The following is a 25,014-nucleotide window of genomic DNA, read 5'->3' on the forward strand; positions in this document are numbered from 1 at the left end:
CAAGGCCGACGCCTACAGGCGTAGCGCTGAACCTGTAGGCGCCGGCCTTGCCGGCGAAGGGGTGTCTCAGTCTTCCAGCGGCTTGGGCGGCGCAGCCGGCTTGGCGGGCTTGGCCGGCTTGGCATGCTTGCCCGGCTTGCCCTCTGGCGCAGGCTCGGCGGCGGGCGCTGCGACCGTCGGCGCCACAATGGCCTTTTCGCTGGCCGGCAACTGGTCGACCGCCGCGAAGATCTGCTCCGGCTCCACCGTGCCGTCATGCTCGATGATGTGCTTCTCGCCGTCCTTGCCCACCAGCACCACCTGGGTGCCCTTGCGCGCGCCCAGGCTGAGTTCGCGAATCAGCGCCATGGTGGTCTGCTGCTCGAGGTTCTTGTCGTCACGCTTGCCGACCATGCCCGCCACGCTGTAGAGCACCAGGTTGCGCTCCTCGAACTTGCTCTTGGTCGCCGGGTCCTTGAGGGCCTCGTTCAGGGTGCGCAAGGTCGGGTCGGCGGTGCTGGGGGCAATCACGATCAGGGGTCTGGACTTGCCCAGGTCAACGGCCAGGGGCGCGTCATCGGCGAGCAGCGGGCTGGCGACTGCCAGCAGGGTGGCGAAGGTCAGTGACCGAACAAGCATGTGCATCTCCTTCTTGTTTCCATGCACCAAAGACTACAGATCAAAGCGAAAGATCCGAGCGAGCCTAAACGACTGCCCGCGTGTGTGGACGTTTACAAAAGTAACTTTCGGTTTCAAGGGTAGCTGTGCATGTGCAGAGGATAGCTGAAGGTCAGGGATGTGTCGGGCCACTGGCCCCTTCGCCGGCCAGGCCGGCTCCTGCAGGTTCGCTCAATGGTGGTGTGCAGGGGCGCAACAGCCCCATCAGAACAACCCCATCTGCCGATCGATCAGGGTGCTGAAGTCATCCCCCACAAACGGCAGTATCGCATCGGCCACCGGCTGCAGCTGCCGGGTCAGGTAATGCTCGTAGTCGATGCCGTTGCGCCGGTTTTCCAAAGGCTCGGGCCCGGCCAGGGTCATCACGTAGCTGATCCACCCGCCATTCTGGTACTGGCGTGGCCGCCCCTGGCTGTCGTTGAACTCGTCGGCCATGCGTGCCGCCCGCACATGCGGCGGCACGTTGCGCTGGTAGTCGTCCAGGGGCCGGCGCAGGCGCTTGCGGTAGACCAGTTGATCGTCCAGCTCCCCGGCCAGGGTGCGCTGCACGTAGTCCTTCACATAGGCCTGGTGCGGCCTGCGCTCGAAAATGCGCTGGTACAGCTCCTGCTGAAAGTGCTGGGCCAGCGGCGACCAGTCGGTGCGCACGGCCTCCAGGCCCTTGTAGACCATCTCGTCGGGCCCGCCCTCGCGGTGCACCAGGCCTGCATAGCGCTTCTTGCTGCCCTCCTCGGCACCGCGGATGGTGGGCATCAGAAAGCGCTTGTAGTGGGTTTCGTACTGCAGCTCCAGCGCACTGTCCAGGCCGTACTCATCGCGCAGGTGCTCGCGCCACCACTGGTTGACCTGCTGCACCAGGGCACGCCCGATCTCCCCGGCCTGCGCCTCGTCATGGGCCCGCTTGAGCCACACGAAGGTCGAGTCGGTATCGCCGTAGATCACCGTGTAGCCCTGGGCCTCGATCAGCTCGCGGGTGCGGCGCATGATCGCGTGCCCGCGCATTGTGATCGACGACGCCAGGCGCGGGTCGAAAAAGCGGCAGCCACTGGAACCAAGCACCCCGTAGAAGGCGTTCATGATGATCTTCAGCGCCTGCGACAGCGGCGCATTGTGTTCGCGCTTGGCCTGCTCGCGGCCCTGCCACACGTGCTCGACGATGGCCGGCAGGCAATGCCGTGTGCGCGAGAAGCGTGCGCCGCGAAAACCCGGCACCGAGTGTTCGTCATCCGGCTCGCGCAGGCCCTCGACCAGGCCGATGGGGTCGATCAGGAAGGTGCGGATGATCGACGGGTACAGGCTCTTGTAGTCCAGCACCAGCACCGACTCGTACAGGCCGGGGCGCGAATCCATCACGAAGCCGCCGGGGCTGGCCTCGTCCGGGCGCCCGCCCAGGCTTGGGGCGACAAAGCCCTGGCGGTGCATCAGCGGTATGTACAGGTGACAGAACGCCGCCACCGAACCGCCGCTGCGGTCGGCCGGCAGGCCGGTGACCGTGGCGCGTTCGAGCAGAAAGGTCAGCAGCTCGGTCCTGGCGAAGATGCGCGTGACCAGCTCGCAGTCCTTGAGGTTGTAGCGCGCCAGGGCCGGCTTGTCCTCGGCGAACATGCGGTTGATTTCGTCCATGCGCTGGTACGGCGTATCGATGGCCTTGCCTTCGCCGAGCAGGGTCTGGGCGACGTTCTCCAGGCTGAACGAGGGGAAGCTCCAGGTCGCCGACCGCAGCGCCTCGATGCCGTCGATGATCAGGCGCCCGGCAGCGGCGGCAAAAAAGTGCGTGCGGCTGCCGTGCTCGCGCCATTCCATCACCTCGCCGCCGCGCCCCAGGCGCAGCGGCACCTGCAACTGCTGGGCATGGGCGTGCAGCACGCGCAGGTCGAACTGCACCAGGTTCCAGCCGATGATCGCGTCGGGGTCGTGCCGGGCCATCCAGTCGTTCAGGCGCTCCAGCAGCTGGGCACGGCTGGCGCAGTACTCCAGGTCGAAGTCCACGCCACTGGCGTCGCCGTTGGCCGGGCCGAGCATGTACACCTGGCGCTGGCCACAACCTTCCAAGGCAATCGAATACAGCTCGCCGCGCTCGGTGGTCTCGATGTCCAGCGACACCAGGCGCAGGTTCGGCCGGTAGTCCGGGGCCGGCTTGAGCTGGGCGTCGAGCAGCAGGCCGTCGGCATCGGGGCGGCCGCTGAACGTCACCGGGGCAGTGATGAAGCGCTCCATCAGGTAGCGCTCGGGCGGGCGGATGTCGGCTTCCAGCAGGTCGACGCCCGCGGCGCGCAGGCGTTTTTCCAGCTGCATCAGCTGGCGATGCTGGCGGCAGTACAGGCCCAGCACCGGTCGGTGGCGGAAGTCGCACAGCGCCAGCTCGCGCAGCTCGACGTCGCGTTCGGTGCGCAGCACCGCCTCGACATGGGCACGCTGGGTGGCGGCGACGAACGCCACCGACGTCTGCACGGGCAGGCGCAACTGGCGCGGGCCCTGGTCGGTCGCCAGCCAGAACTCCACGCATGTGCCCTCTGGCGTATCCCGCCAGTGCCGGGTCAGGACAAAGCCCTGTTGAACCTCCACCGCTGCAACCTCGTACCCCTGTCAATGCGCCGATTCTACCTGATAGTGCCGGGCTTACCCGGCATTGCGCCGCCCCAGCGGAAAACCGTGCCGGTGCGAACGCAGGGTCAGGGTCAACGCCAGCCCCACCAGCGCCAGCAGCAGCCACGGGAAACTCTGCACGCCCCAGTGGCTCAGCAGCACGCCGCCCACCAGCCCGGCCACGGCGATGGCCAGGTTCCACACGGTGACGATCATCGACTGCGCCACGTCCGCACCCTCGCCCGCCGCATCGGCACTGGCGGTCTGCAGCAGGGTGCCGGCGCCGCCGAAGCTCAGGCCCCACAGCGCCACACTGAAGTACACCAGCAGCGGCGCACCGGTAGCCAGGCCCAGCAGCACCGACGCCACGCCGAAACCGACCAGGCTGCCCAGCACCAGCCGGCGCAGGTGGCGGTCGATCAGCACGCCCACCACGCCAATCCCCACCAGCGCGGCGCAGCCGAACAGCAGCAGTACCGGGCCGGTGCTGCCGGCCATGCCGCCGGCCTGCAGAAACGGCACGATGTAGGTGTACAGCACGTTGTGCGCCAGCACCCAGGTGAAGATCACCGCCAGCACCGCGCTCACCCCGGGGGTGGCCAGCACCTGGCCGATGGCGGCACGCCTGCCGGCCGGCAGGCCGTCGAAGTCCGGCACGCTGAGCAGCACCCAGCCCATCAGCACCAGGGTCGCCAGCGACACCAGCACGAAGGTGCTGCGCCAGCCCAGCAGGTCGCCCAGCCAGGTGCCCGCCGGCACCCCCAGCGACAGCGCCAGGGGCGCGCCGATCATGGCCACCGCCATCGCCCGGCCCTGCTGGCTCACGCTGACCATGCGCCGTGCGTACCCGGCGATCACGCCCCACGCCAGGCCGGCCGCCACCCCGCACATGAAGCGCGCCACCAGGGTCAGGGTGTAGTGCTCGGACACCGCCGTCACCGTGTTGAACACCCCGAAGCCGAGCACCGCCAGCATCAGCACCCTGCGTCGGCGCCAGCCCTGGGTCAGGGTCACCAGCGGGATCGCCGCCAGCAGCGAGCCCAGCGCATAGGCCGTGACCAGTTGCCCGGCCATCGCCTCGCTGACCTGCAGGCCGCTGGCGATGTGCCCCAGCAGGCCGGCCGGCAGGGTCTCGGTGAGAATCGCGATGAAGCCGGCCATCGACAACGCCAGCAGGCCGGACAACGGGAACGCCGGTTCGGCCTCCACCCCTGCTGCGGCCTGGGCCGGGCAACTGCTCTGGGACATGGTGCAAACTCCTGAAATAAAAAAGTGACTGCACGGTAATCCTTCCCGCCACTGCGGAAAAAGACGGGTAGAATTCCGCACAATCCGGACACACCTGTCCGCAATCGGAGAACGACCATGGACAGCCTCAGCGGCTTCGTGGTGTTTGTGAAAGTGGCCGAAACCCGCAGTTTCGTGGCCGCCGGCAAGGCCCTGGGGGTCAGCGCCTCGGCGGTGGGCAAGCGCGTGGCGCGGCTGGAGAGCCGGCTGGCGGTACGCCTGTTCCACCGCAGCACCCGCAGCATCACCCTCACTGCCGAGGGCGCGCTGTTTCTGGAGCGCAGCCGGCGCATCCTGGCCGAAATCGAAGCCACCGAAGCCGAGCTGTCCCAGGCCAGCCAGGCCCCGCGCGGCAAGCTGCGGGTGAGCCTGCCCCAGGTCAGCAGCATGATCGTGCCGCTGCTCAGCGACTTCATCGGGCAGTACCCGCAGATCGAACTGGACCTGGACTTCAGCGACCGCATGGTGGATATCGTCGGCGAAGGTTTCGACGTGGTATTGCGGGCCGGCGAACCCTCCGATTCGCGTCTCAATGCCCGCCGCCTGGGCGACTTCCGGCATGTGCTGGTGGGCTCGCCGGCCTACTTCGCCGAGCACGGCACACCGCGCCATCCCCGCGAGCTGGCCCGTCACGCCGGGCTGCACTACCGCTTCCTGACCACCGGCAAACTCCAGCGCTGGCCACTGCGCCGCGCCGACAACGGCGCCGACCACGAGGTGCCGGTGTCGATGGTGTGCAACCACCTGGAAACACGCATCTGCTTTGCCATGCGCGGCCACGGTATCGCCTGCCTGCCGGACTTCACCATCACCCAGCAACTGGAACGCGGCGAATTGGTGACGGTACTGGATGAACACCTGGACCACGGCGGTTGTCTGTACCTGTTGTGGCCATCGGGGCGACAGATGTCGCCCAAGCTGCGGGTATTCATCGACTTCATGGAGCAACGGCTGTTTGCCCCGGTGCCGCCAACCGCTAGAATGCCGACCCAGGAGCCCCACCCAACCATGGATAGCCGGATACCGACATGACCAGCGCTGCCCTTTTTTCGCGGATGGAACGTTAACGTGTTTTCTGCCTGTCGCTACATCAGCCTGCTCTGTCTGCTGCCCGCCCTGGCCCTGGCCGATGAGGTGCGCATCGACCCCCACGCCGACCTGCTGTACCGCCAGGCCCTGCCGTTTCTGGAGCAGGCCGATGCACGCAGCCGTGCCCTGCCACTGACCCCCGAGCCCGGCGACCAGGAGCTGATCGGCGAGGTCGAGGCGCTGGGGCGCATCCTGGAACCGGCGGTGGCGCTGCTGCGCAAGGCGGCCGAACTCGACCACCCGGTGGCGCAGTACCGCCTGGCGCTGTTCTACATCACCTACCTGCCGCAGAACGACATCGCCAGGTCCGCCTGCCCGCTGCTCGAAGCCAGCATTCGCCAGGGCTTCGCCCCGGCCGCCCTGGGCATCACCACCTGGTGCCCGGCCTTCAGCGACAGCGCCGACTACCGCCAGGCGCTGGAACGCATACCGCTGAACAACACCCTGTACGCCCCCTATTACCCGCAGCCGGCGGTGCGCCTTGAATGCAATCGCCAGCAGCCCCAGGGGCTGAACATGCAGTGGGGGCGCCAGCGTGACTTCCAGGCCGAGGTCTACCGCCTGCTGGGCACCATCGACCCGGGCCAGCGCCTTACCTACTACCAGAAGGCCGTCGACATCAACGGCTGCCTGCCGGCGCAGCGACGCCTCACCAGCCAGCGCTGAAGTACGCGGGCACCGCAAGATCGTACAAGGCAAGCGCCCACGGCTCTGGCATCCTGTGCAACCGACCCCAAGCGTGTGTTGTCATGTCCCGTTCTGCCGTTGCCCGCACTGCCTACATCCAAGGCGCGATCGCCTGCCTGCCGCTGTCGCTGGCGGTGGCCCCCTGGGGGCTGCTGGCCGGTTCCATGGCCATCGAGGCCAACCTCACCCCGCTCGAAGGCCAGGGCCTGTCGGCCATCGTGTTCGCCGGCGCCGCGCAACTGGTGGCCATTGGCATGCTCAAGGGCGGCGCCAACCTGTTCTCGATCCTGCTCACCACCCTGCTGCTGACCTCCCAGCACCTGCTGTACGGCCTGTCGATGCGCCCGGTGATCGCCGACCTGCCGCTGCGCTGGCGGCTGGGCCTGGGCTTTCTGCTGACCGACGAATTCTTCGCCCTCACCAGCCAGTACGACCGCCAGCAGTTCAACCGCTGGTACGCGCTGGGTGTGGGCCTGACCTTCTACATTGCCTGGAACCTGTTCACCCTGGCCGGCATCGTGCTGGGGCGCAACATCCCGCACCTGGACCAGCTGGGCCTGGACTTCTCCATCGTCGCCACCTTCGTGGCGCTGATCGCGCCGCTGGTACGCAACCTGGCCACCGTGGTTTGCGTGGCGGTGGCCCTGTTCAGCTCGGTGCTGTTCAGCTACTGGCACTGGGAAACCGCGCTGGTGCTGGCCGGGCTGCTGGGCATGAGCGCAGGCTTCATCTGCCAGAAACTGACCGGAGCACGCACATGATCATGCTGCTGATCGTTGCCATGGGCCTGCTGGTGTTTCTCAACCGCTACGCCTTTCTCGAACCCCGCCTGCCGTTGCGCCTGAGTTCCAATGCGCGGCAGTTCCTGGGGTTTGCCGTGCCGGGCATGCTCACCGCCATCTGCGGGCCGATCGTGTTCATGCCTGACCACCAGCTCGACCTGAGCCTGGCCAACCCCTACCTGCTGGGCGCGATCGTGGCCGTCGTGCTGGTGCTGTGGACCCGCAGCGTGCTGCTCAGCATGTTGCTGAGCATGGGGTTGTTCTTCGTGCTGCGCTGGTGGTTGAACGGCGCCCCATGAAAACCGTGCTGCGTGAACAGACCCGCCTGTGGCAGGCCCAGGCGCTGGGCGACATCGAGATGCTGCATGCGCGCTACGTGCAGCAGCGCTTCGCCCCGCATGTGCACGAAGGCTACGTGATCACCATCATCGAGTCCGGTGCACAGCGCTTCTGGCACCGTGGCAGCGAGCACCTGGCGCCCGAGGGCAGCATGGTGCTGATCAACCCGGACGAGCTGCACACCGGTGCCAAGGCGCATGCCCACGGCTGGCGCTACCGTGGCTACTACCCCGAGCAGGAGCGCATCACCTCGGTGCTGGACGAGCTGGAGCTCAAGCGCGGCGGCCTGCCCATCTTCAAGGCCAGCGTGCTGCACGACCCGCAGCTGGCGCGTGCCTTCAGTGGCTTGCACAGCCTGGCCGAGCATGGCGCCAGTGCGCTGGAGCAGCAGACCGCCTGGCGCGAGGCGGTGTTGCTGCTGGTGCAGCGTCATGCCGGGGCGCGCGAGGCGCGGGCACCGGGGCAGGAGCCGCAGTCGGTGGCCAGGGCCAAGGAGCTGATGGAAAGCCGGCTGGCCTACCCGCCGTCGCTGGAGGAGTTGGCGCTTGCGGTGGGGTTGTCGCCGTTTCATTTTGCCCGGGTGTTTCGCCAGGCTACCGGCCTGCCGCCGCATGCCTGGCTCAAGCAGCGCCGGCTGAGCCGTGCACGGGAATTGCTCAAGGCTGATTGCCTGCCGTTCAACGTTGCGTTTGCGCTGGGGTATTCGGACCAGAGTCATCTGAACCGGCAATTCAAGCAGGCGTACGGCGTGACGCCGGGGGAGTATCGGCGGGCGTGTTCGATGTGAGGTGCCGGGCTGCCCCCACGACCTGGAGCCAATGCAGGAGCCGGCCTTGCCGGCGAAGGGGTCAGCCCCTCACCCATGCACCCAGCGCCGATGCAGCCCTCGCGCCAGTGCATCCAGCATGAAGCCCAGCACCCCGATCACCAGCACCATCGCCATCAGCTCCGAGTACGCCAGCCGGTCGCGGGTATCCAGAATGAAATACCCCAGCCCCGCACTCACCCCGAGCATCTCGCACGGCACCAGCACGATCCACAATATGCCGATGGCCAGCCGCACGCCGGTCAGCACATGCCCCACCACCCCCGGCAGGATCACCTTGCGCAAGGTCTCCCAGCGCGTGGCGCTCAGGCTGCGGCTCAACTGCAACCAGCGCGGGTCGAGCTGACGCACACCCGCCGCCGTGTTGAGCAAGATCGGCCACAACGCGGCAAACGCCAGCAGGAAGTAGATCGGCGCATCACCCACCCCCATCAGCATCACCACCACCGGCATCCACGACAGCGGCGAGATCATGCGCAGGAACTGGAACGCCGGGGTGGTCGCCGCGTCCAGGCGCCGGTAGCTGCCCACCAGCAAACCCAGCGGCACGCCCACCAGCAACGCCAGCACCAACCCCACCAGAATGCGCTTGAGGCTCACCGCCACATGCTCGTACAGCTCGGCATGCCCCAAAAGCTCCAGCAGGCTGGCAAAGGTGGCCTGCGGCGCAAACCGCAAGGCCAGCCCGTCACCGCCGAACAGCACGATCCCACCCCACCACAGCAACAACAGCACCAGCAGCCCGGCGATACCCAGGGCCGCGTGTTTGACTGGCTTGACCATCAGACCGCGAACTCCTCGCTGCGCTCGAAGCTGTCGGGCAAGCCGAAGGCCTTGAGCCCGCCGACGGCACCGATGGCGTTGCGCACGAAGCGGTCATCCACCAGGTCGCGGGCGGTCTGTTGCGGGTCCAGTGCGGCCAGGAAGCCCTTGTCGCCTTCGATCAGGGTGTCCTTGAGGCGGCGCACCAGTTCCTCGGTGTAGCTGGGGAACGGGTACGGCTGGAAGTCGATGCGCTGCTCGTCCCACTGCGCATGCCGGATCGCCCCGCTCTGCACATACTGTTCGCGGCTGTCGGCAGCCGGCGTGAGCACCCGGCCCAGCACCTCGGGGGCATGCGGGGTATAGCGATTGGCGCCACTCTTGGACAGAATCTGCGCCGCCTCGGCGCGGTGGTCGCGGGTCCACAGCTGGGCCTTGACGATGGCGTTGACCACCTTCTGCGACCACTCGGGGCGGTTGTTCAGGTCGTGCTCGTGCATGAACACCACGCAGCATGCATGGTTGCGCCACACGTCCCCGGTAAAGCGCTGCACGCGCCCGACCTTGAGTTCCTCGGCCAGGGCATTGAACGGCTCGGCGACGATGTAGCCGGCAATGCGCTTGCTGGCCAACGCCGGCGGCATGTCCGAAGGCGGCAGTACCACCAGGTTGACCTCGTTGGCCGCCACCGCAGCCGTAGCCGCCCGCGACACCGGCTCCAAGCCGTTATCACGGAACAGTTGCTGCACCACCACGTTGTGAATGGAGTACCAGAACGGGATCGCCACCGTCTTGCCGCCCAGCTGCTTCACCTCGGTGATGTCCGGGGCCACGGTCAGCCCCGAGCCGCCCACGTGGTTCCAGGCCACCACCTTGGCCGGCACCTTGCTGCCGTAACGCGCCCACACGGTCATCGGCGACAGCAGGTGGATCACGTTGACCTGCCCGGAAATGAACGCCTCGATCACCTGCGCCCAGCTGCGCAGCAGCACCGGGCGCTCGGCCTTGATGCCCTCGGCCTCGAACAGGCCGTTGTTGTGCGCCACCAGCAACGGCGTGGCGTCGGTGATCGGCAGGTAGCCGATGCGCACCGGCGCATCCGGCTCGGCGGCGGCACGCGCCTGCAGGCTGCTCAGCAGCGGCATCGCACCGGCGGCACTGAGCACCGCGCTGAGTTTGAGAAAATCACGACGAGTGTGGGTGAAGTCGTCCAGGCACATGGGCAGTCTCCGACGGCGTAGGCAAAGAATCGGTTGGGGAAGTGTGGGTGCGGCTCGCCCGCCGAAGGGTCTTGAGAATCTCGATGCGCAACGCGCCCAGCGCCTCGACCTGCTGCTCACGCGGGTGCGCCAGGTCGATGGGCCATTGGCCGAGGGTCCGCGCCGGGTGGTCGCCCAGTAGCAGGATGCGGTCGGACAACAGCAGGGCCTCGTCGATATCGTGGGTGATCAGCACCGCAGCGGTGCCGTGTTCGGCGATCACGCTCAGCAGCAGTTGCTGCATGTCGGCGCGGGTCACTTCGTCCAGCGCGCCAAAGGGCTCGTCCAGCAGCAGTACATGGGGCTGGCGCGCCAGGCAGCGCGCCAGCGCGGTGCGCTGGGCCATGCCGCCGGACAACTGCGCCGGGTAATGCTGGCGTGCATGCTGCAGGCCCACGGCGGCGATCGCATGGTCGATGCGCGCCTCGCGCTCGGCCTTGGCCAAACGCGGCTGGCGAGCGAAATCCAGGCCGAAGGCGACGTTGCTTTCCAGGCTCAGCCAGGGCAGCAGGCTGGGGTCCTGGAACGCCACCGCCACCCGTGGATGCGGGCCGTCCAGCGGCTCGCCGAGCAGGCTCACGCGACCATCGCGCGCCGCCTGCAAGCCGGCCAGTACCCGCAGCAGGCTGGACTTGCCCACCCCGCTGGGGCCCAGGATCGACACCACTTCGCCCGGCGCCAGGTCCAGGTCGAAGCCTTCGAGCAGGGTTTGCCAGCCCTGTTCGCGGGCGTAGCCCAGGCTGATACCGCGGGCCTGCAGTACCACCTTGCTCATGCTGCGCGTGCCTGGCGTTGCAGCTCGGCGCGCAGTTGCACCAGGCTCGGGGTCACGATCGGCACGAACGCCGACTCGCGCCAGCGCCGCGCAAAGCCTGCGCCGTACTCGCTCAGGTAGGCCTTGCCGCCGCTGGCCTGCAGCTCCAGTTGCAGCGCCTCGCCAACGATCTCGGCCAGGCTGATGCGCACCTTGAACAGCGACGCCGGGTTGCCCAGGAAGCGCCCGTCGAGCAGGCCGGCCTTGAGCTCGCTCACCACATCGGCCAGCAGCTCGCGCTGCGCCTCGAGGGTTTGCGCCAGCACCGAACGCACCCCCTGCAGGTGCCCCTGCGCTTCCTGCAAGGCGCGCCGCGCCAGGCCGATGGCCATGCCGCACTGCAGGCCCAGGAACGCCGGGCGCACCGCCGGCAGGAACTGCCGGGCATCCTCATGCAGCAGCCAGTCGCGGCCCAGGGCCACCTGATCGAAATCCAGCGCGGCGGTATTGCTCGACTGCAGCCCCATCAGTTGCAGGTCGGGGGAGCGCTGCACCCCCGCGATGCCGTCGGGGATCGCCACCACGAACGGTGCACCGCCTTCGGCGCGGTCGATGGCGGCGGCCACCACGAAGCCGCCCTTGCGCAGGTTGGTGACCCAGTGCAGGCGCCCGTTGAGCGCCCAGCCCTGCTCGCCGCGCGCCGTGGCGCTGACCTGCAGCGACTCGATGCCGGACAGAAACTTCATTGCGTTGGAGAGCCCGGTGGCACCGGCCAGCTCACCGCTGAGCAACGACGGCAGCAGGCGCTCGCGCAGGGCGCTGTTGGGGCTGTGCAGCAGGTATTCGATAAAGGCCCGCTGGCCCCAGAACACGAAGGCGGCGGCCAGCGAATAGCTGGCAACGCTGGCCACGGTTTCCACGGCGTCGGCCACACTGGCGCCGCTGCCGCCCTGACGCGGGTCCACACCCACACCCAGCACCTTGGCTGCGGCCAGTTGCCCCAGCACCTGCTGCGGGTCGCACCGGCCCTGGTCGAGCGCCTCGGCATTGGCCTCCAGCCAGTGCTGCAATACGGGATCAAGCATGTTCTTTCCTCCTTAGAACAGGGCGCCAGCCACACACTGGCGCCACGGGGCTCACTGAGCGTCGGCCTGCCAGCGATACTTGGCCAGCTCGTCATTGAGCGGCGTGCGCGCAAACACGTTGGCGAAATTGCACAGCGTGGCCAGGCTCACCCCCAGGATAACTTCCAGGGCATGGCCTTCGGTGTAACCGGCCTCGCGAAACTCAGCGTAGGTGGCATCGCTCACATTGCCACGGGTGGCAATCACTTCGCGGGCAAACTTCGCCAGGGTTTCGAGCCTGGGCGATGGTAACTCGCCGCGCGCACGCAGGGCCTGCACCACTTCTTCGGGCAGCTTGGCCTTGTTCAGCGCCACCGCCGTATGGCCGGCCACGCAGAAGTCGCAGCCGTGCTGGGTGGCGGCAATGAGCTGCACCACTTCGCGCTCGGCCAGGCTCAGCTCGGCCTTGCCATTGAGCGCCGAAACCGTCACATAGGTTTCCAGCGCGGCCGGCGCGTTGGCCAGCACGCCCAGCAGGTTGGGAATGAAGCCGGAATTCTTCTGCGCGTTCTCCAGGAACGGGCGCGCGGCTTCCGGGGCGCTTTGCACGGTGTGTAGAGTGATGCGTGACATGGCGTGGTCTCCTGCATACTGAAGGTGTTCGCCAAGTCTGTTGGTTATAAGAAAACCGATCCATATTCTACAGTCGCGATTACTTGCTCCTGAGTGTTTCCATTAGATGATTTCTTCCAGCGTTTTGGTCGATTGGTTATTAGAGCGTCTGGAACTGGACGCCAGCCTGTTCCATGTGGGGCGCTACTGCGGTGGCTGGCACGCCAGCACCCAGGGCCTGGCCCGGGCCAGCTTTCATGTGGTGGTGCAGGGCCACTGCTGGCTGCACATCGACGGCCAGCCCGAGCCGCAGCGGCTGGAGGCCGGCGAGGCGGTGTTCCTGCTGCGCGACCTGCCCTATCGCCTGTCCGACAGCGCCGACAGCGACACCGCGCGCTGCCAGCCGCGCATCCCGATGCAGGCACTCGACAGCCAGGCGGCGGATGGCGTGGGGCTGGTGTGCGGGTTCTTTCACTTCCAGCCGGGGCTGTCGTCGCTGATGGCCGAGTCGCTGGCCGACTGGATCATCCTGCGCACCGGCGACCCGTCGCTGCAGGCGGCGCGGGCGCTATTCGAACTGATCCTGGAGGAATGCCAGCGCACCCCCGCACCCTCCTCCACCCTGCTGGAGCGCCTGAGCCAGTTGCTGTTCTTGTACGTGCTGCGCCAGCAGGTGAGCGACAACCAGGACCTTGGCGGCCTGGTCGCCCTGGCCCGTCACCCCGCGTTCGCCCCGCTGCTGGAGCAGTTGATCGAACACCCCGAACAGCCCTGGTCGCTGGAGAGCATGGCCGCCTGCACAGGGCTGTCGCGCTCGGCCTTCTTCAAGCGTTTCAACGAGCTGGCCGGCCAGTCGCCGGGCCAGGTGCTGCTGGCGCTGCGCATGCGTCACGCCTGCCAGTTGCTCAAGGCCAACAACACCGTCGAGCAGGTCTGCGCAGCGGTGGGCTACCAGTCCATCGCCGCCTTCACCCGGGCGTTCGGCAAGGCCATCGGCGTGCAGCCCGGCGCCTACCGCCGCCAGCACGAGGGCCGCTGAAACAAAGGCTGTGCGGTAATCGAACAGAACCCGTCGTCGCCCCCTAAAGTCATGCGCCGCGCCTCCGATAGCAGCCTACCCACCGCACAGAGTGGGGGTATTTTTTACTGCCAGGAGTAATGCCCGCATGCTTGCCGACCTCAAGATCCGCACCGGAATGTTCTGGGTGCTGCTGCTGTTCAGCGCCACCCTGCTGTTTTCCACCGTCAGCGCCTGGCGGGCGGCGGTGGGCAGCGACGCGCAGATCAACGAGCTGGACCAGACCGCCCAGCAGTCCGACCGCCTCAATAACGCGCTGCTGATGGCGATTCGCGCCAGTGCCAACGTGTCGTCGGGCTTTATCGAGCAGCAAGGCGGCCACCTCGACAGTGCCAAGGCGCGCCTGGCCATGTCGCAAAAGCTGCTGGGCGACAGCCAGGCGCTGGTCGACGCCTTCGTCACCAACACCCATGAGCCGGCGCAAAAGGCCCTGGCCCAGGACCTGCAGCGCACCTTCGCCGACTACGCCAACGCCGTGGCCGGGCAGCGCGCCGCCACGCTCAAGGGCTCGCTGGACGACTACTTCACCGTCAACGTGGATGCCGGCAACGCCATGCGTGGCCTGCAGGCGCTGCGCCAGCAACTGGTGGCAGCCCTGGCCGAGCGCAGCCGGCAGATCATGGCCGAGTCCGACCAGCGCCTGGCCACGGCCCAGTGGCTGAGCGTGCTGCTGGGGCTGTTGACCCTGGTGCTGGCCGCCGTGTGCTGGGCCTTTATCGTCGCCCGTGTGCTACGCCCGCTGCGCGAGGCCGGCGTGCATTTTCAGCGCATTGCCGGGGGCGACCTGAGCGTGCCGGTGACGGTGCGCAGCCACAACGAGATCGGCCAGCTGTTCGCCGAACTGGAGCGCATGCAGCACAGCCAGCGCGATACCCTGGGGCAGATCACCGCCTGCGCCACGCAGCTGTCCAGCGCCGCCCAGGCCCTGGACAGCGTGACCGAGCAGAGCACCCAGAGCCTGCGCCAGCAGGACCAGGAGCTGGAACAGGCCGCCACGGCGGTTACCGAGATGACCACGGCGGTCGAGGAAGTGGCGCGCAATGCGGTGTCCACCTCCCAGGCGGCCAGTGCCTCCAATGCCTTGGCCGAACAGAGCCGCCAGCAGGTGGCCGACAACATCGACGGCACCCAGGCCATGGCTCGCGAAGTGGCGATCAGCGGCGAGCGCCTGCAACAGCTGGCGGTGCAGATTCGCGAGATAGGCACGGTGCTGGAGGTGATCCGTTCGGTGTCGGAGCAGACCAACCTGCTGGCGCTCAATGCCGCCATCGAGGCGGCGCGTGCCGGCGAGGCCGGGCGCGGGTTTGCGGTGGTGGCCGATGAGGTCAGGACCCTGGCCTACCGCACGCAGCAATCGACCCAGGAAATCGAGCAGATGATCAACAGCGTGCAACAGGGCACCCAGGCGGCGGTGGACTCGATGCAGGCCAGTACCGGCCGCGCGCAGTCCACGCTGGGCATCACCCAGGCGTCAGGCCAGGTGCTGGAGGGCATCTACACGGCCATCGGCCAGATCAACGAGCGCAACCTGGTGATTGCCAGCGCGGCAGAGGAGCAGGCCCAGGTGGCCCGCGAGGTGGATCGCAACCTGCTGAACATTCGTGAATTGTCGGGCCGCTCGGCGGCGGGCGCCGAGCAGACCCGCGTCGCCAGCCATGCGCTGTCGCAGCTGGCCACGCAACTGACCACGCTGGTCACGCGTTTTATCGTCTGAGGTGCGGCGCCGGTTCGCCGGCAAAGCCGGCGCCTACAGGGCACCGCGCCCCTTCAGAACCACTCCCGACGCTCCTCGAACGCGGCCCGGATCATGGTCACCAGCACCTGCACCAACGCCGCCTGCGCCGCACGCTCATGCACCGCCAGCCACACCGTGCGGCGCATCGGCGCCTCCAGCAACCCCGGCAATGCCAGCAGGCCACGGTCCAGCTGCGCCGCATAATGCGGCAGCAAGCCGATGCACGCGCTGCACTTGATCAACTGGCTGAACAGGCCGTAGCCCGGCACCCGCGTCACCCCCGCCTCGCGCTCGTTCAACAGGCGGTTCCACGGCGCCAGCGCCGCCACCTGGGCCTCGCCCTGCCACTGCACCAGCATGTAGTCGCGCAGGTCGTCCCGGCACACCGGCCGGTTGCTCTCGCGCGAATAGCGCTTGGCAATGTGCGGGTGATACTCCAGCTGCGCCAGGCGCGTCGGCGCCTCGCCGGCAAACCCCGGCAGCGGCACGCTGCCCGCCTCGTCATCGAGCCACAGCACTACATCGGCCTGCGCCAATCCCTGTGCATCCAGGCCGCTGACGTCCAGGCGGATCCCGGCGTTCTGGCGCACGAAGGCCACCAGGTTGCGCGCCAGAATGTCCTGCATGATCGGTTCGGCCACCGCCAGGTGCACCAGCACCGGCGCATCCAGCGCGGTCATGGCCTGTGGCTTGCTGCTCAGGCTCGACTGCAGCAACGCCTGCAACTGGCGCCCCTCGCGGCTGAGCACCAGGGCATGGCCGCGGTTGACGAACAATGGATACCCCACCCGCGCTTCCAGCTGCGCCAGCTTCTTGCGCAACAGGGTGGACTTGAGGTTGAGGCTGCGCGCAGCCTGCATGAAGCAGCCGCACCGCGCACTGGCCAGAAAACAGCTGAGCATCTGCTCGTCCTGCACCCAGCCCAGCCCGGCCCGCACCTTGGCCAGCGGCTCGGCCGGCGGATAATCGGGCACGTAGTGCGGCATATCGAACATCGGCATCCTCGCCTCCTGCCGGGCCCCGGCCAGGGCCCGCTCTTCCTTGATCGACGCCGCCTAGCGGCTGGCGTCCATGACCTGATTGAGCGCAGCGCCATCGATACTCAGCGTCGCGCTGTTGAACATGCCGTCCACGTAGGCCCGGGCCACCTGTTCCTGGCGCTGGGCCCGCAACAGGTCACGCAGGCTGTCGCGCACCTCGTCCAGGCTGGCCACACGCGGCGGCTGCACCTCGATGAGCTTGACGATGTGAAAGCCCGCCGCACTCTGCAACGGCTCGCTCACCGCCCCTTCCTTGAGCTGCGGCACCGCATCGCGCACCTGCGGCAGCAACTGGCTCAGCGGCTGCAGACCACTGTCGCCGCCACGCTGCGCACTCTCGCGGTCCTGCGAGTTGGCCCTGGCCAGCGCGGCAAAGTCGGCATTGGCAGCCTGGGCCTGCTTGCTCAGGGCCAGCGCCTGCTTGCGCACGCGTGCCACCGACTGCTCGTCCGGCACCGCCAGGAAGATCTGGCTCAGGTGATAGCGCGTGGGCAGTTGCAGGCTGGCCTTGCCGTTCTCGTAGGCCGCCTGCAGTTCAGCCTCGCTGGGATAGTCGGCCGGTACCTGGCTGACCGAGTTCAGGTAGTCGCGCAGCACGATCTGCTCCACCACCGCATGGGTCTGCGCCTGCACATCGGGACGCTCCGACCAGCCCTGGGCCTGGGCCTGCTGGTACAGCGCCTTTTCCGCCAGGCGCGAGCGAATCCAGCCCTCCAGGGCCTGGCGATTGCCGCTCAGTTCCTCGCGCGCCGGCGCCGGCAGCTTGGCGAACAGCGCCTTGAGCTCCTCCACGCTGACCTGCTGGTCGCCCAGGCGCGCCAGCGCCGGCCCCGCATCGCTCGCCACAGCGGCAACCGCCGGCGCTTTCGCGCTGGCTGCCACCGGGTCATCCCCCGTGCGCAGTGCCAACACCACTGCCACGCCCAGAACGGCCAGCGCGCCCGCGCCGGCCCACAGCGTACGTCGAGTCACGAAGCGCTCACCGCTTCAGCCCCGGCCACCGCCTCGTCCTGCACCTGGGCCACGTTGCGGCTGTAGTCGCGCAGGTACACGATGAACTCCTGCAGCAGGCGGTCCCACAGCACCAGGCTGCCCAGCAGGTGCTTGTGGCTGACGCCGTCGGCCACCATCACGTCCATCTCCATCACCAGGAACTCGCCCTGCACCGACAGCCGCGCGAAGCGGCGCGACACGTTCCAGCGTTCGGCCAGCCCGGCCGGCAGCTCACCCTGGATGCGCAGGGCGCAGCTGTAGGTGAAGTCGAGGAACTCGCCCTCGCGCTCGGCACGGTTGCCAAAGCGCACCGCATAGCCCACGCCCTGGCTGGCACTGAGCAGTTGCACCACGGCATTCTGCTCGCTGCGATTGACTCGGCAACCTGCATCCTGCAACAGGGTGGTCAGAGAGTCGGCGCTGACGGTTTCGATCAGTTGGTTGTCGCTCATGGCTTCGCTTCCTTGTGTCAATTGACTTGCGGTTTGCTGCCGCCCTGCGCGGCATCGAACTGGGTCTGGTACAGCTGATCGCCGTAGGCCTGGGCAAGTTCCTCGAACTTCACCCGGGCGCCCCCGGCAAAGGGTTGGCGCATCTTCATCACATCCGCCACATCGATCTTTTCGTAGGCCGCAAGAATCCCCTTGGCGACCCCGTACATCTGCTGATTCTTTGCCGAACACGCCAGCACCTGCTGCTCGCGCTCGGCCAGGCTGGCGGCCAGGCGCGCACGCTCGGCTTCCTTGGCCTTGGCCATGCCCAGCAGCTCGTCGTAGGCCTGCTTGTACTTGCCCAGTTGCGCGTTGCTGCTGGCCACCAGCGCCTGCGCCTGGCCGTGCAGGGCCTGCTGCTGGCCCAGCAGCTGCTCGGCCTGGCCACGGGCCTGGGCCAGTTGCGCGGTCAGTTGCTGCACCTGGGCCTGGGCCGCATCGCGTTGCTGCTCGGCGCTCTGGCGCGCCGCCGAAGCCTGCGCCTGTTCGCTCTGCAGCGCCTGCAACTGCTGGGTGGTACTGCGCAGCTGGGTGCGCAGGCGCTCTTCCATGCCTTCGGCCGCAGCCACCCCCGCCCAGCTCACGCCCAACGCCACCAGCAGGTACGAACAACAGGCCCGATAGGCTCGCTTGTTCATGCTCTTTCTCCCTGTGCGCGCCTGCTAGAAGCGCGTGTTGACTTCAAGTTGTAGCACATCGATATCGAACGGCGCGCCGTACACCGCCTCGGTACTCATCCAGCGCGCCGTGGCGTACACGTTCTGGTCCAGGCCGTAGTTGGCACCGAGGATGTAGCCCTTGGCGTTGGTGCCGCCCAGGTGGAACGAGGAATCGTTGAAGCCGTCGGGCAAGGCATCGGGCTGGATGTGCTTGTAGCCGGCGAACAGGTTCCAGTCGCCCTGCTTTTTCAGCTCCAGCGCGTTGCCCAGGGTGAACTGCACCATCCACGCATTGGCACCGCTCTTGATGTTGCCGTCGCTGTCGAGGTTGTTGGCCAACTGGCCGGCCGAACGCTTGCGCATCTCGCCTTCGTCGTAGGCCAGGTTGTGGATGTAGTTGGCCTGGCTGCGCAGCTTGAAGTCGTGCGGCAGCTCGGTGTCCCATACCGCGTTCAGGTCCAGCAGGTTGAACTCCGACGCCAGCCCCACGAACTGCGGCTGCGGGGTGGCGGCCGGGTTGGCCGGGTTGGGCGTGATGTCGCGCAGCAGGAACAGCGTGTTGCCCTTCTGCATGAAGGTCGGGCGGCTGCCGTCACTGTCGCAGCCAGGGTCGCCGTTCCACGGCTCGCATGCCCCGGAGCGTTCGCCGGCAATGTCGTCGAAGCGGTAGTAGGCCAGCGCGCCCTTGAGCCGGTTGCTGTCGTTGATCTGCCAGTTGGCGCCCAGCTGCGCGCCGTACAGCCACTTGTTGTCGCTGCTCTCCTTGTCCAGCCCGTTGCTGCTGGCGGTGTCGGCGCTGTACTCCACCGGGAACGCGCCGAGGGTCCCGAACAGGCTCAGGCTGTCGCTCAGCGGCTGGTTGAACAGGGCCGCCACGCCGTCGAAGTTGAGGTCGTTGGAATACAGCATGTCGGTGGACATGAACGGGTTGGCGATACGCCCGCCGGTCAGGGTCACGCGCTCGCTGGCCACCCAGCTCAGGTAGCCCTGGTCGAGCCACAGGTCCTTCTTGCCGAAGCCGCCGCCCAGGGTCTGGGTGGTGGACACCGGGCCGTTGTCGCTGCCGGTGCCGATGCGGATACCCGCCGTCCAGCTCGGCGACAGCACCGCCTTCAGGCCCAGGCGCGCGCGCAGGCGCAGCAGGTTCTCGCGGTCTTCGCGGGTATTGAGCAGCGGCGGCAGGTTGCGCCCGTTGTTGGGGTTGACGTCGTAGGGGCCGTCGGCGTTGAGCTTGGCGAAATCGATGATCTCGTTGCTGTTGTTGCCCGAGAAGTAGCGCGACTCGTCGCGCAGGCGCACGTCGCCATCGAAGCTGATGCGCGAGGCCCAGTCGGGGAAGGTGTTGGGCGCGGCCCAGTTCTCCTGCCTGGCCTGGGCCATCACCTCGGCCTTGACCTCGTCGCGGATCTGGTCGCGCACGATGGCCGGCACATACTGCACGCGCACCTCGCCATTGGCCGCCGGCACCGCCGCCACGCTGGCGCGGGCCTGCACCGCCTCGCTTTCGGCCTGGTCGATCAGGGCCTGGGCCTGGTCCTGCTTGAGCACACCCTGCTGCACCAGCAGGCGGATCAGGTTGATCGTCGCGTTCTGCGACGGCGCCGGGGTCTGCGCCACGGCCGGACCGACCGCCGCGGCGACCACCAGGCCGACTGCCAGGGTCAATCGGTTCACTGAGCACATCATGGATTTACCGCTCCTGTTGGTAAGTCGTGCGTCGTAGGGATCGGGCGCCGGGTTCATCCGCGGCGCCCCTGCAAGGCGATGCGCACCGGCAGGGTCAGGCTCGCCGGCGGGCGCTGGGTCATGGCCGGGGCGGCGCGCAACGCGGCCAGCACCTGGGCGTCCACCGCGGCATCGCCGCTGGAGCGCACCAGCTCGACGCGGGTCACCTCGCCGGTTTCGCTGAGCCAAACATCGCCCTGCAGGTTGAAGGTCAGGTTGCGCAGCTCGGGGTTGTCGCGCAGCAGGCGCTGGAAGGCATACGCCAGGAACTGGCCGTAGCTGCCGCTACCCAGCCCGCCACCGCCGCCGGCCATGCCGCCGCCCTTGCCGGCACCGATGTTGAAAGCGTCCCCGCCGGCCTGTGCATCGCCGTCGATCTGCATCGGGTTGGCCATGTCATCGGCCGGGCTCGGCGGCGCCTCCTCGGCCGGCTTGACCTCCTCGGCCTCGGGCACCGGCTGCGGCTCGACAATCTTCTCTTCCACGGGCGGCTCCGGTTCCTTGGGGGGCTCGGGGGGCGGCGGCGGTGGGGGGGGCGGCAGCGGAATGATCGCGGGGATCTTCGGTGCCTCGCGGCGCACCCCGCTCATGTCGTTGGCCCACTGCCACAGCAACCAGGCCAGGCCCGCGCCCACCAGTGCCACGGCGCCCCACTTGAGCAGGCGCCGGCTATCGAACTTCTGGTTCATGGGCATCCTCAACCCTGGTTCGGCTTGCCGGTCACCAGCCCGACCTGGGCCAGCTCCAGCCGACGCAACAGGTCGAGCACCTCGACCACCTTCTGGTACTGCACCGCCGCGTCGCCGCGCACGATGATCGGGAAGTCCGGGCTGCGCGCCTTCTCGCTGCGCAGGCGCTCTTCCAGTTCGGCCAGGGTCACCGGGTAGGCGTCGAGAAACACCTGCCCGGCATCGTTGACCGAGATCGCCTTGGTCTTGGGCTGGGACAGCGACACCGAGGCACTGGCCTTGGGCAGCTGGATCTGGATGCCCGACACCTGCGCGGTGGCGGTGAGGATGAACATCACCAGCACCACCATCAGCACATCCACCAGCGGGGTGACGTTGATGCTGTCGACGGCCGCGTCGTCGTCATCGTCGTGGGAAGCATTCATGGCTGCCATGGCGCTCTCCTCAGGCCGGTACGGACGGGTGGGCAGCGTGGGCAGCACGCCGGTGGCTGGCCTCGCCGGCCTGGCCTTCGCCATGCAGCTCGGCCAGGCGAGTGATGAACTCGTCGACGAACACGCGCATGTCGGCGCTGACCTCCTTGTTGCGGGTGATCAGGCGGTTGTAGCCAAACAGCGCGGGGATCGCGACGAACAGGCCCATGGCGGTGGCCAGCAACGCCGCGGCCATGCCGGGGGCGATGGCGTTGATGTTCACGTCACCGGCCATCGCGGTGCCCAGGAACACCACCATGATCCCCAGCACGGTGCCCAGCAGGCCGATGTAAGGGCCGCCGGCAATCGCGTTGGACAGGCTCGACAGCTTCGAGCCCAGCGCCTGGTTCTCGCGGGTGCGCACCCCGTCCATGGAGCAGCGAATGGCCTCGATGGTGGCCGCCGACACCGCCGAGGTGTCGAAGCCCTGGGCGCGGCGGGTACGGATCTCCTTGACCGCCACCAGGTACAGGCGCCACAGCGACGAGTGCGTCAGGCGCTCGCCCAGGGCGGTGTCGTCGGCGAACATCTCAAGGCGCGTGCCGATGTTGGCGAACTGCTCGCGAAACAGCCGGTTGGCCTGGCTGACGTGGTTGAGGGTGCGGTTCTTGCGTAGCATGATCACCCACGACTGCACCATCATCAGCACCAGCACCGCGATGATGATCCAGGCGTCCAGCGGCACCGCCTTGAGCAGAAAGCCCAGGCTGCCGAAACCGAAACCGGACTGCTCTTCATCCACCCCGTACACCACCAGGCGCGACTCGGCGCCCTGGGCCAGCGCGTCGGCCTGCAGCACCGGCACGGCGCGGGCGATGCGCGACAGGCGCAGCTCGTCCATCGCCCCCACGAACGGCACATAGGCGCCGGCTGGCTGACCCTCGGCCGGCGGCAGGTCGGCGCCGATGGCCAGGGTCGAATTGAACGCCGGCACCGCCGCGGTCAGGCTGGCGACCTGGCGCCCGTCCACCAGCAGGCTGAGCGTACCGCCCTCGCCCACCAGCGCCAGGTGTTGCCACTGGCCGGCATCGAGCACCTGGCCGGCAGCGCTGCGCAGGCCGTTGACCTCGACGAACGGCAGGCCCTGGCTCACACCCAGCAGCAGGCGGTTTTCGCCTTCATGGCGGGCCAGCAGCAACTGATCGCCCAGCAGCTGGTCCTGGCGTACCCAGGCGCTGAAGGTGAAGGCGGCGCCAGCCGGCAGTTGCAGCGACGGGCTGGGTGCCAGCAGCAGCGGCTGGCCGTTGAACTGGATGGCGCGACCGATGATGCCCTCGATGCTCGCCGCACTGCCCTGGGCCTGGTTGCCGTAGGGGCTGGCGTCACGCGGTGCGGCGCCGTCGAAGTGCATCAGCAGGGTGTAGTCGGCATCGAAGGCCGGTTGCGCATTGGCCGGCTGCGCCTTGGGGTTGCCGTAGTACATCCACAGGTCCTGGCGCTGGCCGCCCTGCACGTCCGGCACGTCGACCCAGATCAGCGCCATGCCCATCAGCGGGTCGAAGCTTTCGATCTGGTGGTTGAGCACGGTCTTGTCGTCGCTGGCCACGAAGCGGATGTCCGCGCCGTTTTCATTGACCCCGTCAAAGCTGAAATTGCCGGTGTGCAGGCGTACCAGCAGTGCCGTGCGGCCCAGCGACTGGGTCAGCGCCGCGCCCTGGGGCGTGGTGTCGACGGAAATCTGCTTGCGGAACTGCCAGTCGTCCTGCCACCAGGCACTGGCGCTGCCCGGCAGGGCAAAGCCCAGGCAAATGAGCAGGGTCAAGATGAGGCGTTGCATGGAATGTCTCCAGGGTCGATGCCGATGGGGTCAGAAGGTTGCCTGTACGCTGAAGTGCAGACGCGAGTGGTTTTTCTCGGTGTTCGCGCCGTCCTTGAGCGGCAGGCCCCAGTCCAGGCTGCCGGACAGCCAGTCGTTGAGGGTGGCGCGGGTGCCCAGGCCGACGCTGGCCAGGCTGAAGTGGTCGTCCTGCTCGGGCAGCGGGTCCTGCAGCGACAGCTGCGCGCCTTCGGCGAACACATAGAAGCGCCAGTCGCTGATGTAGCTGCCCACGTAGCGGCCCAGCGAGGGCGTGCGCAGTTCCTGGGAGAACAGCAGGCCGTCGTCGCCGGTGCGTTCGGCGGCCAGGTAGCCGCGCACCGAGGTGGCGCCGCCGGCAGCGAACTGTTCGTTGGACACCAGGGCCCCGGAGGCCAGTTGAAAGCCCAGCTTGGTTGCGCTCTGCCAGTCGCCGGCAAACGTGAAGGTGTAGTTCGCATCGCCCTTGAGCGCGGCGAAACTGGAGTCGGCGCGGTAGCGCTTGTAGTCGAAGGCCTCGTCGTCGCTGCCGTAGCCGAACAGCCGGCGTGTGCCGGCCACCAGGCTCAGGCCCAGCCCCAGTTGCGAGGCTTCGGTGTAGCGAAAGCCGTTGTAGGCCAGGGTGATCGGTGCGTACTTGAGCGGCACGGTATCGCGCTCGCCGCCCAGTTCGACCTGCTCGTCGAAGTCCTTGAAGTCGATGCCCACGGAAAACGAGTTGGCCCAGTTGCCGTCCGGCACCAGTGAGTAGATCGCCGACAGCCCGTAGGAATGGCCCTTGCCCAGCACGTTGCTGCCGCCCACGGTGGCCACGCTGCTGTCGGACTTGTAGCCGCTGGCCTGCAGGGTCCAGCGCGGGTTCAGGGGCGCGCTGTATGAACCGGACCACACCTGCGCGTTGTCGGTGTCCTGGGGGGCGGTGAACCAGGTCAGCGACACGCTGTGACCCAGTTGCCAGAGGTTGTTGTAGCCCACGGTGGCCACGCTGCGCAGCTTTCTGGTGTCGGCGCTGTAGTCGTTGTTCAGGCCGATGCTGGCGTGCCAGGGCTGCTTGTCTTCGACCTGCAGGTCGACGTCCAGGGTGCCGGGGCGCTGGCCTTCGCGCACCAGTGGCATCACCTGGCGCCCGGGGCCGCGGTTGAGTGCGGCCAGTTCGCCCTGGACCTTGGCAAAGTCCGGTACCTGGCCCTCGCTCAGGGCCGGCACCTGCTCGCGGATCTCCACGGGCGAGTAATGCCTGGCGCCGACCACTCGTACCCGGCCGACCCTGGTTTCGCTGACCTGCAGGTACACCACGCCGCCTTCGACCTGCTGCTCGGGCAGCTCGACGAACACCGACTGATAGCCCAGCGCCTGATAGCGTTTCTGCAGGGCCTCGCGGGCGCCTTCCAGATCCACCAGGGTCTTCTGCGGGCCGAGGTAGGGGTACACCGCCTCCTCGATGGCGCGGGCATCGAGCACCGTGTTGCCGCGCACCACGTACTCGTTGATGTCGACGCGACGCTCGGCCTGTTCGGCGCTTGCGTGGTGGGTTCCCAGGGCCAGCAGCATCACTGCGCCGGCTCGCCACCCGTTGAAAAACAAATGCTCCACACCGCCCCCTCGTTCAAGGAAATCCGTCTGGCCCAGGGC

At 67.7% G+C, this 25,014-nt stretch carries 24 protein-coding genes; 7 read left to right on the top strand and 17 right to left on the bottom strand.

The window, feature by feature from the left end:
* Window positions 1-66: 66 nt before the first annotated feature.
* The 3 genes from CR917_RS26345 to CR917_RS26355 all read right to left on the bottom strand — a co-directional run bounded on the left by CR917_RS26345 (window position 67) and on the right by CR917_RS26355 (window position 4,491).
* Window positions 67-618, bottom strand: coding sequence for a DUF4174 domain-containing protein (locus tag CR917_RS26345; RefSeq protein ID WP_043860195.1), 552 nt, complete (start codon window positions 616-618; stop codon window positions 67-69).
* 243 nt (window positions 619-861) lie between these two features.
* A complete protein-coding gene (locus CR917_RS26350; RefSeq protein ID WP_104573038.1) occupies window positions 862-3,222 on the bottom strand; it encodes a DNA polymerase II in 2,361 nt (786 codons plus the stop codon).
* A 54-nt stretch (window positions 3,223-3,276) separates the two neighbouring features.
* Window positions 3,277-4,491 (bottom strand): MFS transporter, encoded by a 1,215-nt coding sequence (locus CR917_RS26355; RefSeq protein WP_104573037.1) that lies wholly within the window; start codon window positions 4,489-4,491, stop codon window positions 3,277-3,279.
* A 117-nt stretch (window positions 4,492-4,608) separates the two neighbouring features.
* On the opposite strand from CR917_RS26355, the gene CR917_RS26360 reads away from it, so the two are divergent.
* The 5 genes from CR917_RS26360 (at window position 4,609) to CR917_RS26380 (ending at window position 8,214) form a co-directional block, all read left to right on the top strand.
* Window positions 4,609-5,562 (top strand): LysR family transcriptional regulator, encoded by a 954-nt coding sequence (locus tag CR917_RS26360; RefSeq protein WP_078480214.1) that lies wholly within the window; start codon window positions 4,609-4,611, stop codon window positions 5,560-5,562.
* Between the two features lie 36 nt (window positions 5,563-5,598).
* Complete coding sequence (locus CR917_RS26365) at window positions 5,599-6,285, top strand: hypothetical protein (protein ID WP_043860192.1); 687 nt, start codon at window positions 5,599-5,601, stop codon at window positions 6,283-6,285.
* Between the two features lie 83 nt (window positions 6,286-6,368).
* Window positions 6,369-7,067, top strand: coding sequence for an AzlC family ABC transporter permease (locus tag CR917_RS26370; RefSeq protein WP_058541146.1), 699 nt, complete (start codon window positions 6,369-6,371; stop codon window positions 7,065-7,067).
* The gene (locus CR917_RS26375; protein WP_043860190.1) at window positions 7,064-7,387 is read left to right on the top strand and encodes an AzlD domain-containing protein; all 324 of its coding nucleotides are present in this window, start codon (window positions 7,064-7,066) and stop codon (window positions 7,385-7,387) included. The genes CR917_RS26370 and CR917_RS26375 overlap by 4 nt, the downstream gene beginning before the upstream one ends.
* On the top strand, window positions 7,384-8,214 hold the full coding sequence (locus CR917_RS26380; protein WP_058541147.1) for an AraC family transcriptional regulator: 831 nt from the start codon (window positions 7,384-7,386) through the stop codon (window positions 8,212-8,214). Before CR917_RS26375 ends, CR917_RS26380 begins: the two co-directional genes overlap by 4 nt.
* Window positions 8,215-8,283: 69 nt before the next feature.
* Here the strand turns inward: CR917_RS26380 and CR917_RS26385 are convergent, their stop codons facing one another.
* From CR917_RS26385 to CR917_RS26405, 5 genes are read right to left on the bottom strand one after another with little or no spacing between them, the layout of a single operon-like run.
* Window positions 8,284-9,036, bottom strand: a complete 753-nt coding sequence (locus CR917_RS26385; RefSeq protein ID WP_054916072.1) for an ABC transporter permease — start codon at window positions 9,034-9,036, stop codon at window positions 8,284-8,286.
* Complete coding sequence (locus CR917_RS26390) at window positions 9,036-10,235, bottom strand: ABC transporter substrate-binding protein (protein ID WP_104573036.1); 1,200 nt, start codon at window positions 10,233-10,235, stop codon at window positions 9,036-9,038. Before CR917_RS26390 ends, CR917_RS26385 begins: the two co-directional genes overlap by 1 nt.
* Complete coding sequence (locus CR917_RS26395) at window positions 10,201-11,049, bottom strand: ABC transporter ATP-binding protein (protein WP_043860186.1); 849 nt, start codon at window positions 11,047-11,049, stop codon at window positions 10,201-10,203. The genes CR917_RS26390 and CR917_RS26395 overlap by 35 nt, the downstream gene beginning before the upstream one ends.
* Window positions 11,046-12,113, bottom strand: a complete 1,068-nt coding sequence (locus CR917_RS26400; RefSeq protein WP_058541149.1) for an acyl-CoA dehydrogenase family protein — start codon at window positions 12,111-12,113, stop codon at window positions 11,046-11,048. The genes CR917_RS26395 and CR917_RS26400 overlap by 4 nt, the downstream gene beginning before the upstream one ends.
* A gap of 51 nt (window positions 12,114-12,164) precedes the next feature.
* Complete coding sequence (locus CR917_RS26405) at window positions 12,165-12,725, bottom strand: carboxymuconolactone decarboxylase family protein (protein ID WP_043860184.1); 561 nt, start codon at window positions 12,723-12,725, stop codon at window positions 12,165-12,167.
* 106 nt (window positions 12,726-12,831) lie between these two features.
* On the opposite strand from CR917_RS26405, the gene CR917_RS26410 reads away from it, so the two are divergent.
* Both CR917_RS26410 and CR917_RS26415 read left to right on the top strand, forming a co-directional pair.
* A complete protein-coding gene (locus CR917_RS26410; RefSeq protein ID WP_043860183.1) occupies window positions 12,832-13,743 on the top strand; it encodes an AraC family transcriptional regulator in 912 nt (303 codons plus the stop codon).
* Window positions 13,744-13,870: 127 nt separating this feature from the next.
* Window positions 13,871-15,496 (top strand): methyl-accepting chemotaxis protein, encoded by a 1,626-nt coding sequence (locus CR917_RS26415; protein ID WP_104573035.1) that lies wholly within the window; start codon window positions 13,871-13,873, stop codon window positions 15,494-15,496.
* 53 nt (window positions 15,497-15,549) lie between these two features.
* On the opposite strand, the gene CR917_RS26420 is transcribed toward CR917_RS26415, so the two are convergent.
* From CR917_RS26420 to CR917_RS26460, 9 genes are read right to left on the bottom strand one after another with little or no spacing between them, the layout of a single operon-like run.
* A complete protein-coding gene (locus CR917_RS26420) occupies window positions 15,550-16,518 on the bottom strand; it encodes a LysR family transcriptional regulator (protein ID WP_104573034.1) in 969 nt (322 codons plus the stop codon).
* A 54-nt stretch (window positions 16,519-16,572) separates the two neighbouring features.
* Complete coding sequence (locus CR917_RS26425) at window positions 16,573-17,529, bottom strand: peptidylprolyl isomerase (RefSeq protein ID WP_058541152.1); 957 nt, start codon at window positions 17,527-17,529, stop codon at window positions 16,573-16,575.
* A complete protein-coding gene (locus tag CR917_RS26430) occupies window positions 17,526-18,002 on the bottom strand; it encodes a YbjN domain-containing protein (protein WP_043860180.1) in 477 nt (158 codons plus the stop codon). Before CR917_RS26430 ends, CR917_RS26425 begins: the two co-directional genes overlap by 4 nt.
* Before the next feature lie 17 nt (window positions 18,003-18,019).
* Window positions 18,020-18,679 carry a hypothetical protein gene (locus CR917_RS26435; protein WP_043860179.1) on the bottom strand — a complete coding sequence of 220 codons (660 nt, stop codon included), beginning with the start codon at window positions 18,677-18,679 and terminating at the stop codon, window positions 18,020-18,022.
* A gap of 24 nt (window positions 18,680-18,703) precedes the next feature.
* A complete protein-coding gene (locus CR917_RS26440; RefSeq protein WP_104573033.1) occupies window positions 18,704-20,386 on the bottom strand; it encodes a putative porin in 1,683 nt (560 codons plus the stop codon).
* A 53-nt stretch (window positions 20,387-20,439) separates the two neighbouring features.
* A complete protein-coding gene (locus CR917_RS26445) occupies window positions 20,440-21,114 on the bottom strand; it encodes an energy transducer TonB (RefSeq protein ID WP_371920444.1) in 675 nt (224 codons plus the stop codon).
* 8 nt (window positions 21,115-21,122) lie between these two features.
* A complete protein-coding gene (locus CR917_RS26450; protein ID WP_043860333.1) occupies window positions 21,123-21,548 on the bottom strand; it encodes a biopolymer transporter ExbD in 426 nt (141 codons plus the stop codon).
* A 10-nt stretch (window positions 21,549-21,558) separates the two neighbouring features.
* On the bottom strand, window positions 21,559-23,364 hold the full coding sequence (locus tag CR917_RS26455) for a DUF2341 domain-containing protein (protein WP_054916079.1): 1,806 nt from the start codon (window positions 23,362-23,364) through the stop codon (window positions 21,559-21,561).
* A gap of 30 nt (window positions 23,365-23,394) precedes the next feature.
* Window positions 23,395-24,933: a ShlB/FhaC/HecB family hemolysin secretion/activation protein gene (locus CR917_RS26460; RefSeq protein ID WP_088515468.1), complete on the bottom strand. Its 1,539-nt coding sequence runs from the start codon at window positions 24,931-24,933 to the stop codon at window positions 23,395-23,397.
* Window positions 24,934-25,014 lie beyond the last annotated feature (81 nt).

The organism is Pseudomonas sp. BRM28 (genome assembly GCF_002939405.1).
In the GTDB taxonomy this organism is placed as follows: Bacteria; Pseudomonadota; Gammaproteobacteria; order Pseudomonadales; family Pseudomonadaceae; genus Aquipseudomonas; species Aquipseudomonas palmensis.

Coding starts and splice junctions, on each gene's coding strand:
- CR917_RS26345 (WP_043860195.1), bottom strand. CDS start 618: ATGCTTGTTCGGTCACTGACCTTCGCCACCCTGCTGGCAGTCGCCAGC.
- CR917_RS26355 (WP_104573037.1), bottom strand. CDS start 4,491: ATGTCCCAGAGCAGTTGCCCGGCCCAGGCCGCAGCAGGGGTGGAGGCC.
- CR917_RS26360 (WP_078480214.1), top strand. CDS start 4,609: ATGGACAGCCTCAGCGGCTTCGTGGTGTTTGTGAAAGTGGCCGAAACC.
- CR917_RS26370 (WP_058541146.1), top strand. CDS start 6,369: ATGTCCCGTTCTGCCGTTGCCCGCACTGCCTACATCCAAGGCGCGATC.
- CR917_RS26375 (WP_043860190.1), top strand. CDS start 7,064: ATGATCATGCTGCTGATCGTTGCCATGGGCCTGCTGGTGTTTCTCAAC.
- CR917_RS26380 (WP_058541147.1), top strand. CDS start 7,384: ATGAAAACCGTGCTGCGTGAACAGACCCGCCTGTGGCAGGCCCAGGCG.
- CR917_RS26385 (WP_054916072.1), bottom strand. CDS start 9,036: ATGGTCAAGCCAGTCAAACACGCGGCCCTGGGTATCGCCGGGCTGCTG.
- CR917_RS26390 (WP_104573036.1), bottom strand. CDS start 10,235: ATGTGCCTGGACGACTTCACCCACACTCGTCGTGATTTTCTCAAACTC.
- CR917_RS26395 (WP_043860186.1), bottom strand. CDS start 11,049: ATGAGCAAGGTGGTACTGCAGGCCCGCGGTATCAGCCTGGGCTACGCC.
- CR917_RS26400 (WP_058541149.1), bottom strand. CDS start 12,113: ATGCTTGATCCCGTATTGCAGCACTGGCTGGAGGCCAATGCCGAGGCG.
- CR917_RS26405 (WP_043860184.1), bottom strand. CDS start 12,725: ATGTCACGCATCACTCTACACACCGTGCAAAGCGCCCCGGAAGCCGCG.
- CR917_RS26410 (WP_043860183.1), top strand. CDS start 12,832: ATGATTTCTTCCAGCGTTTTGGTCGATTGGTTATTAGAGCGTCTGGAA.
- CR917_RS26415 (WP_104573035.1), top strand. CDS start 13,871: ATGCTTGCCGACCTCAAGATCCGCACCGGAATGTTCTGGGTGCTGCTG.
- CR917_RS26420 (WP_104573034.1), bottom strand. CDS start 16,518: ATGCCGATGTTCGATATGCCGCACTACGTGCCCGATTATCCGCCGGCC.
- CR917_RS26430 (WP_043860180.1), bottom strand. CDS start 18,002: ATGAGCGACAACCAACTGATCGAAACCGTCAGCGCCGACTCTCTGACC.
- CR917_RS26435 (WP_043860179.1), bottom strand. CDS start 18,679: ATGAACAAGCGAGCCTATCGGGCCTGTTGTTCGTACCTGCTGGTGGCG.
- CR917_RS26440 (WP_104573033.1), bottom strand. CDS start 20,386: ATGATGTGCTCAGTGAACCGATTGACCCTGGCAGTCGGCCTGGTGGTC.
- CR917_RS26445 (WP_371920444.1), bottom strand. CDS start 21,114: ATGAACCAGAAGTTCGATAGCCGGCGCCTGCTCAAGTGGGGCGCCGTG.
- CR917_RS26450 (WP_043860333.1), bottom strand. CDS start 21,548: ATGGCAGCCATGAATGCTTCCCACGACGATGACGACGACGCGGCCGTC.
- CR917_RS26455 (WP_054916079.1), bottom strand. CDS start 23,364: ATGCAACGCCTCATCTTGACCCTGCTCATTTGCCTGGGCTTTGCCCTG.
- CR917_RS26460 (WP_088515468.1), bottom strand. CDS start 24,933: ATGCTGCTGGCCCTGGGAACCCACCACGCAAGCGCCGAACAGGCCGAG.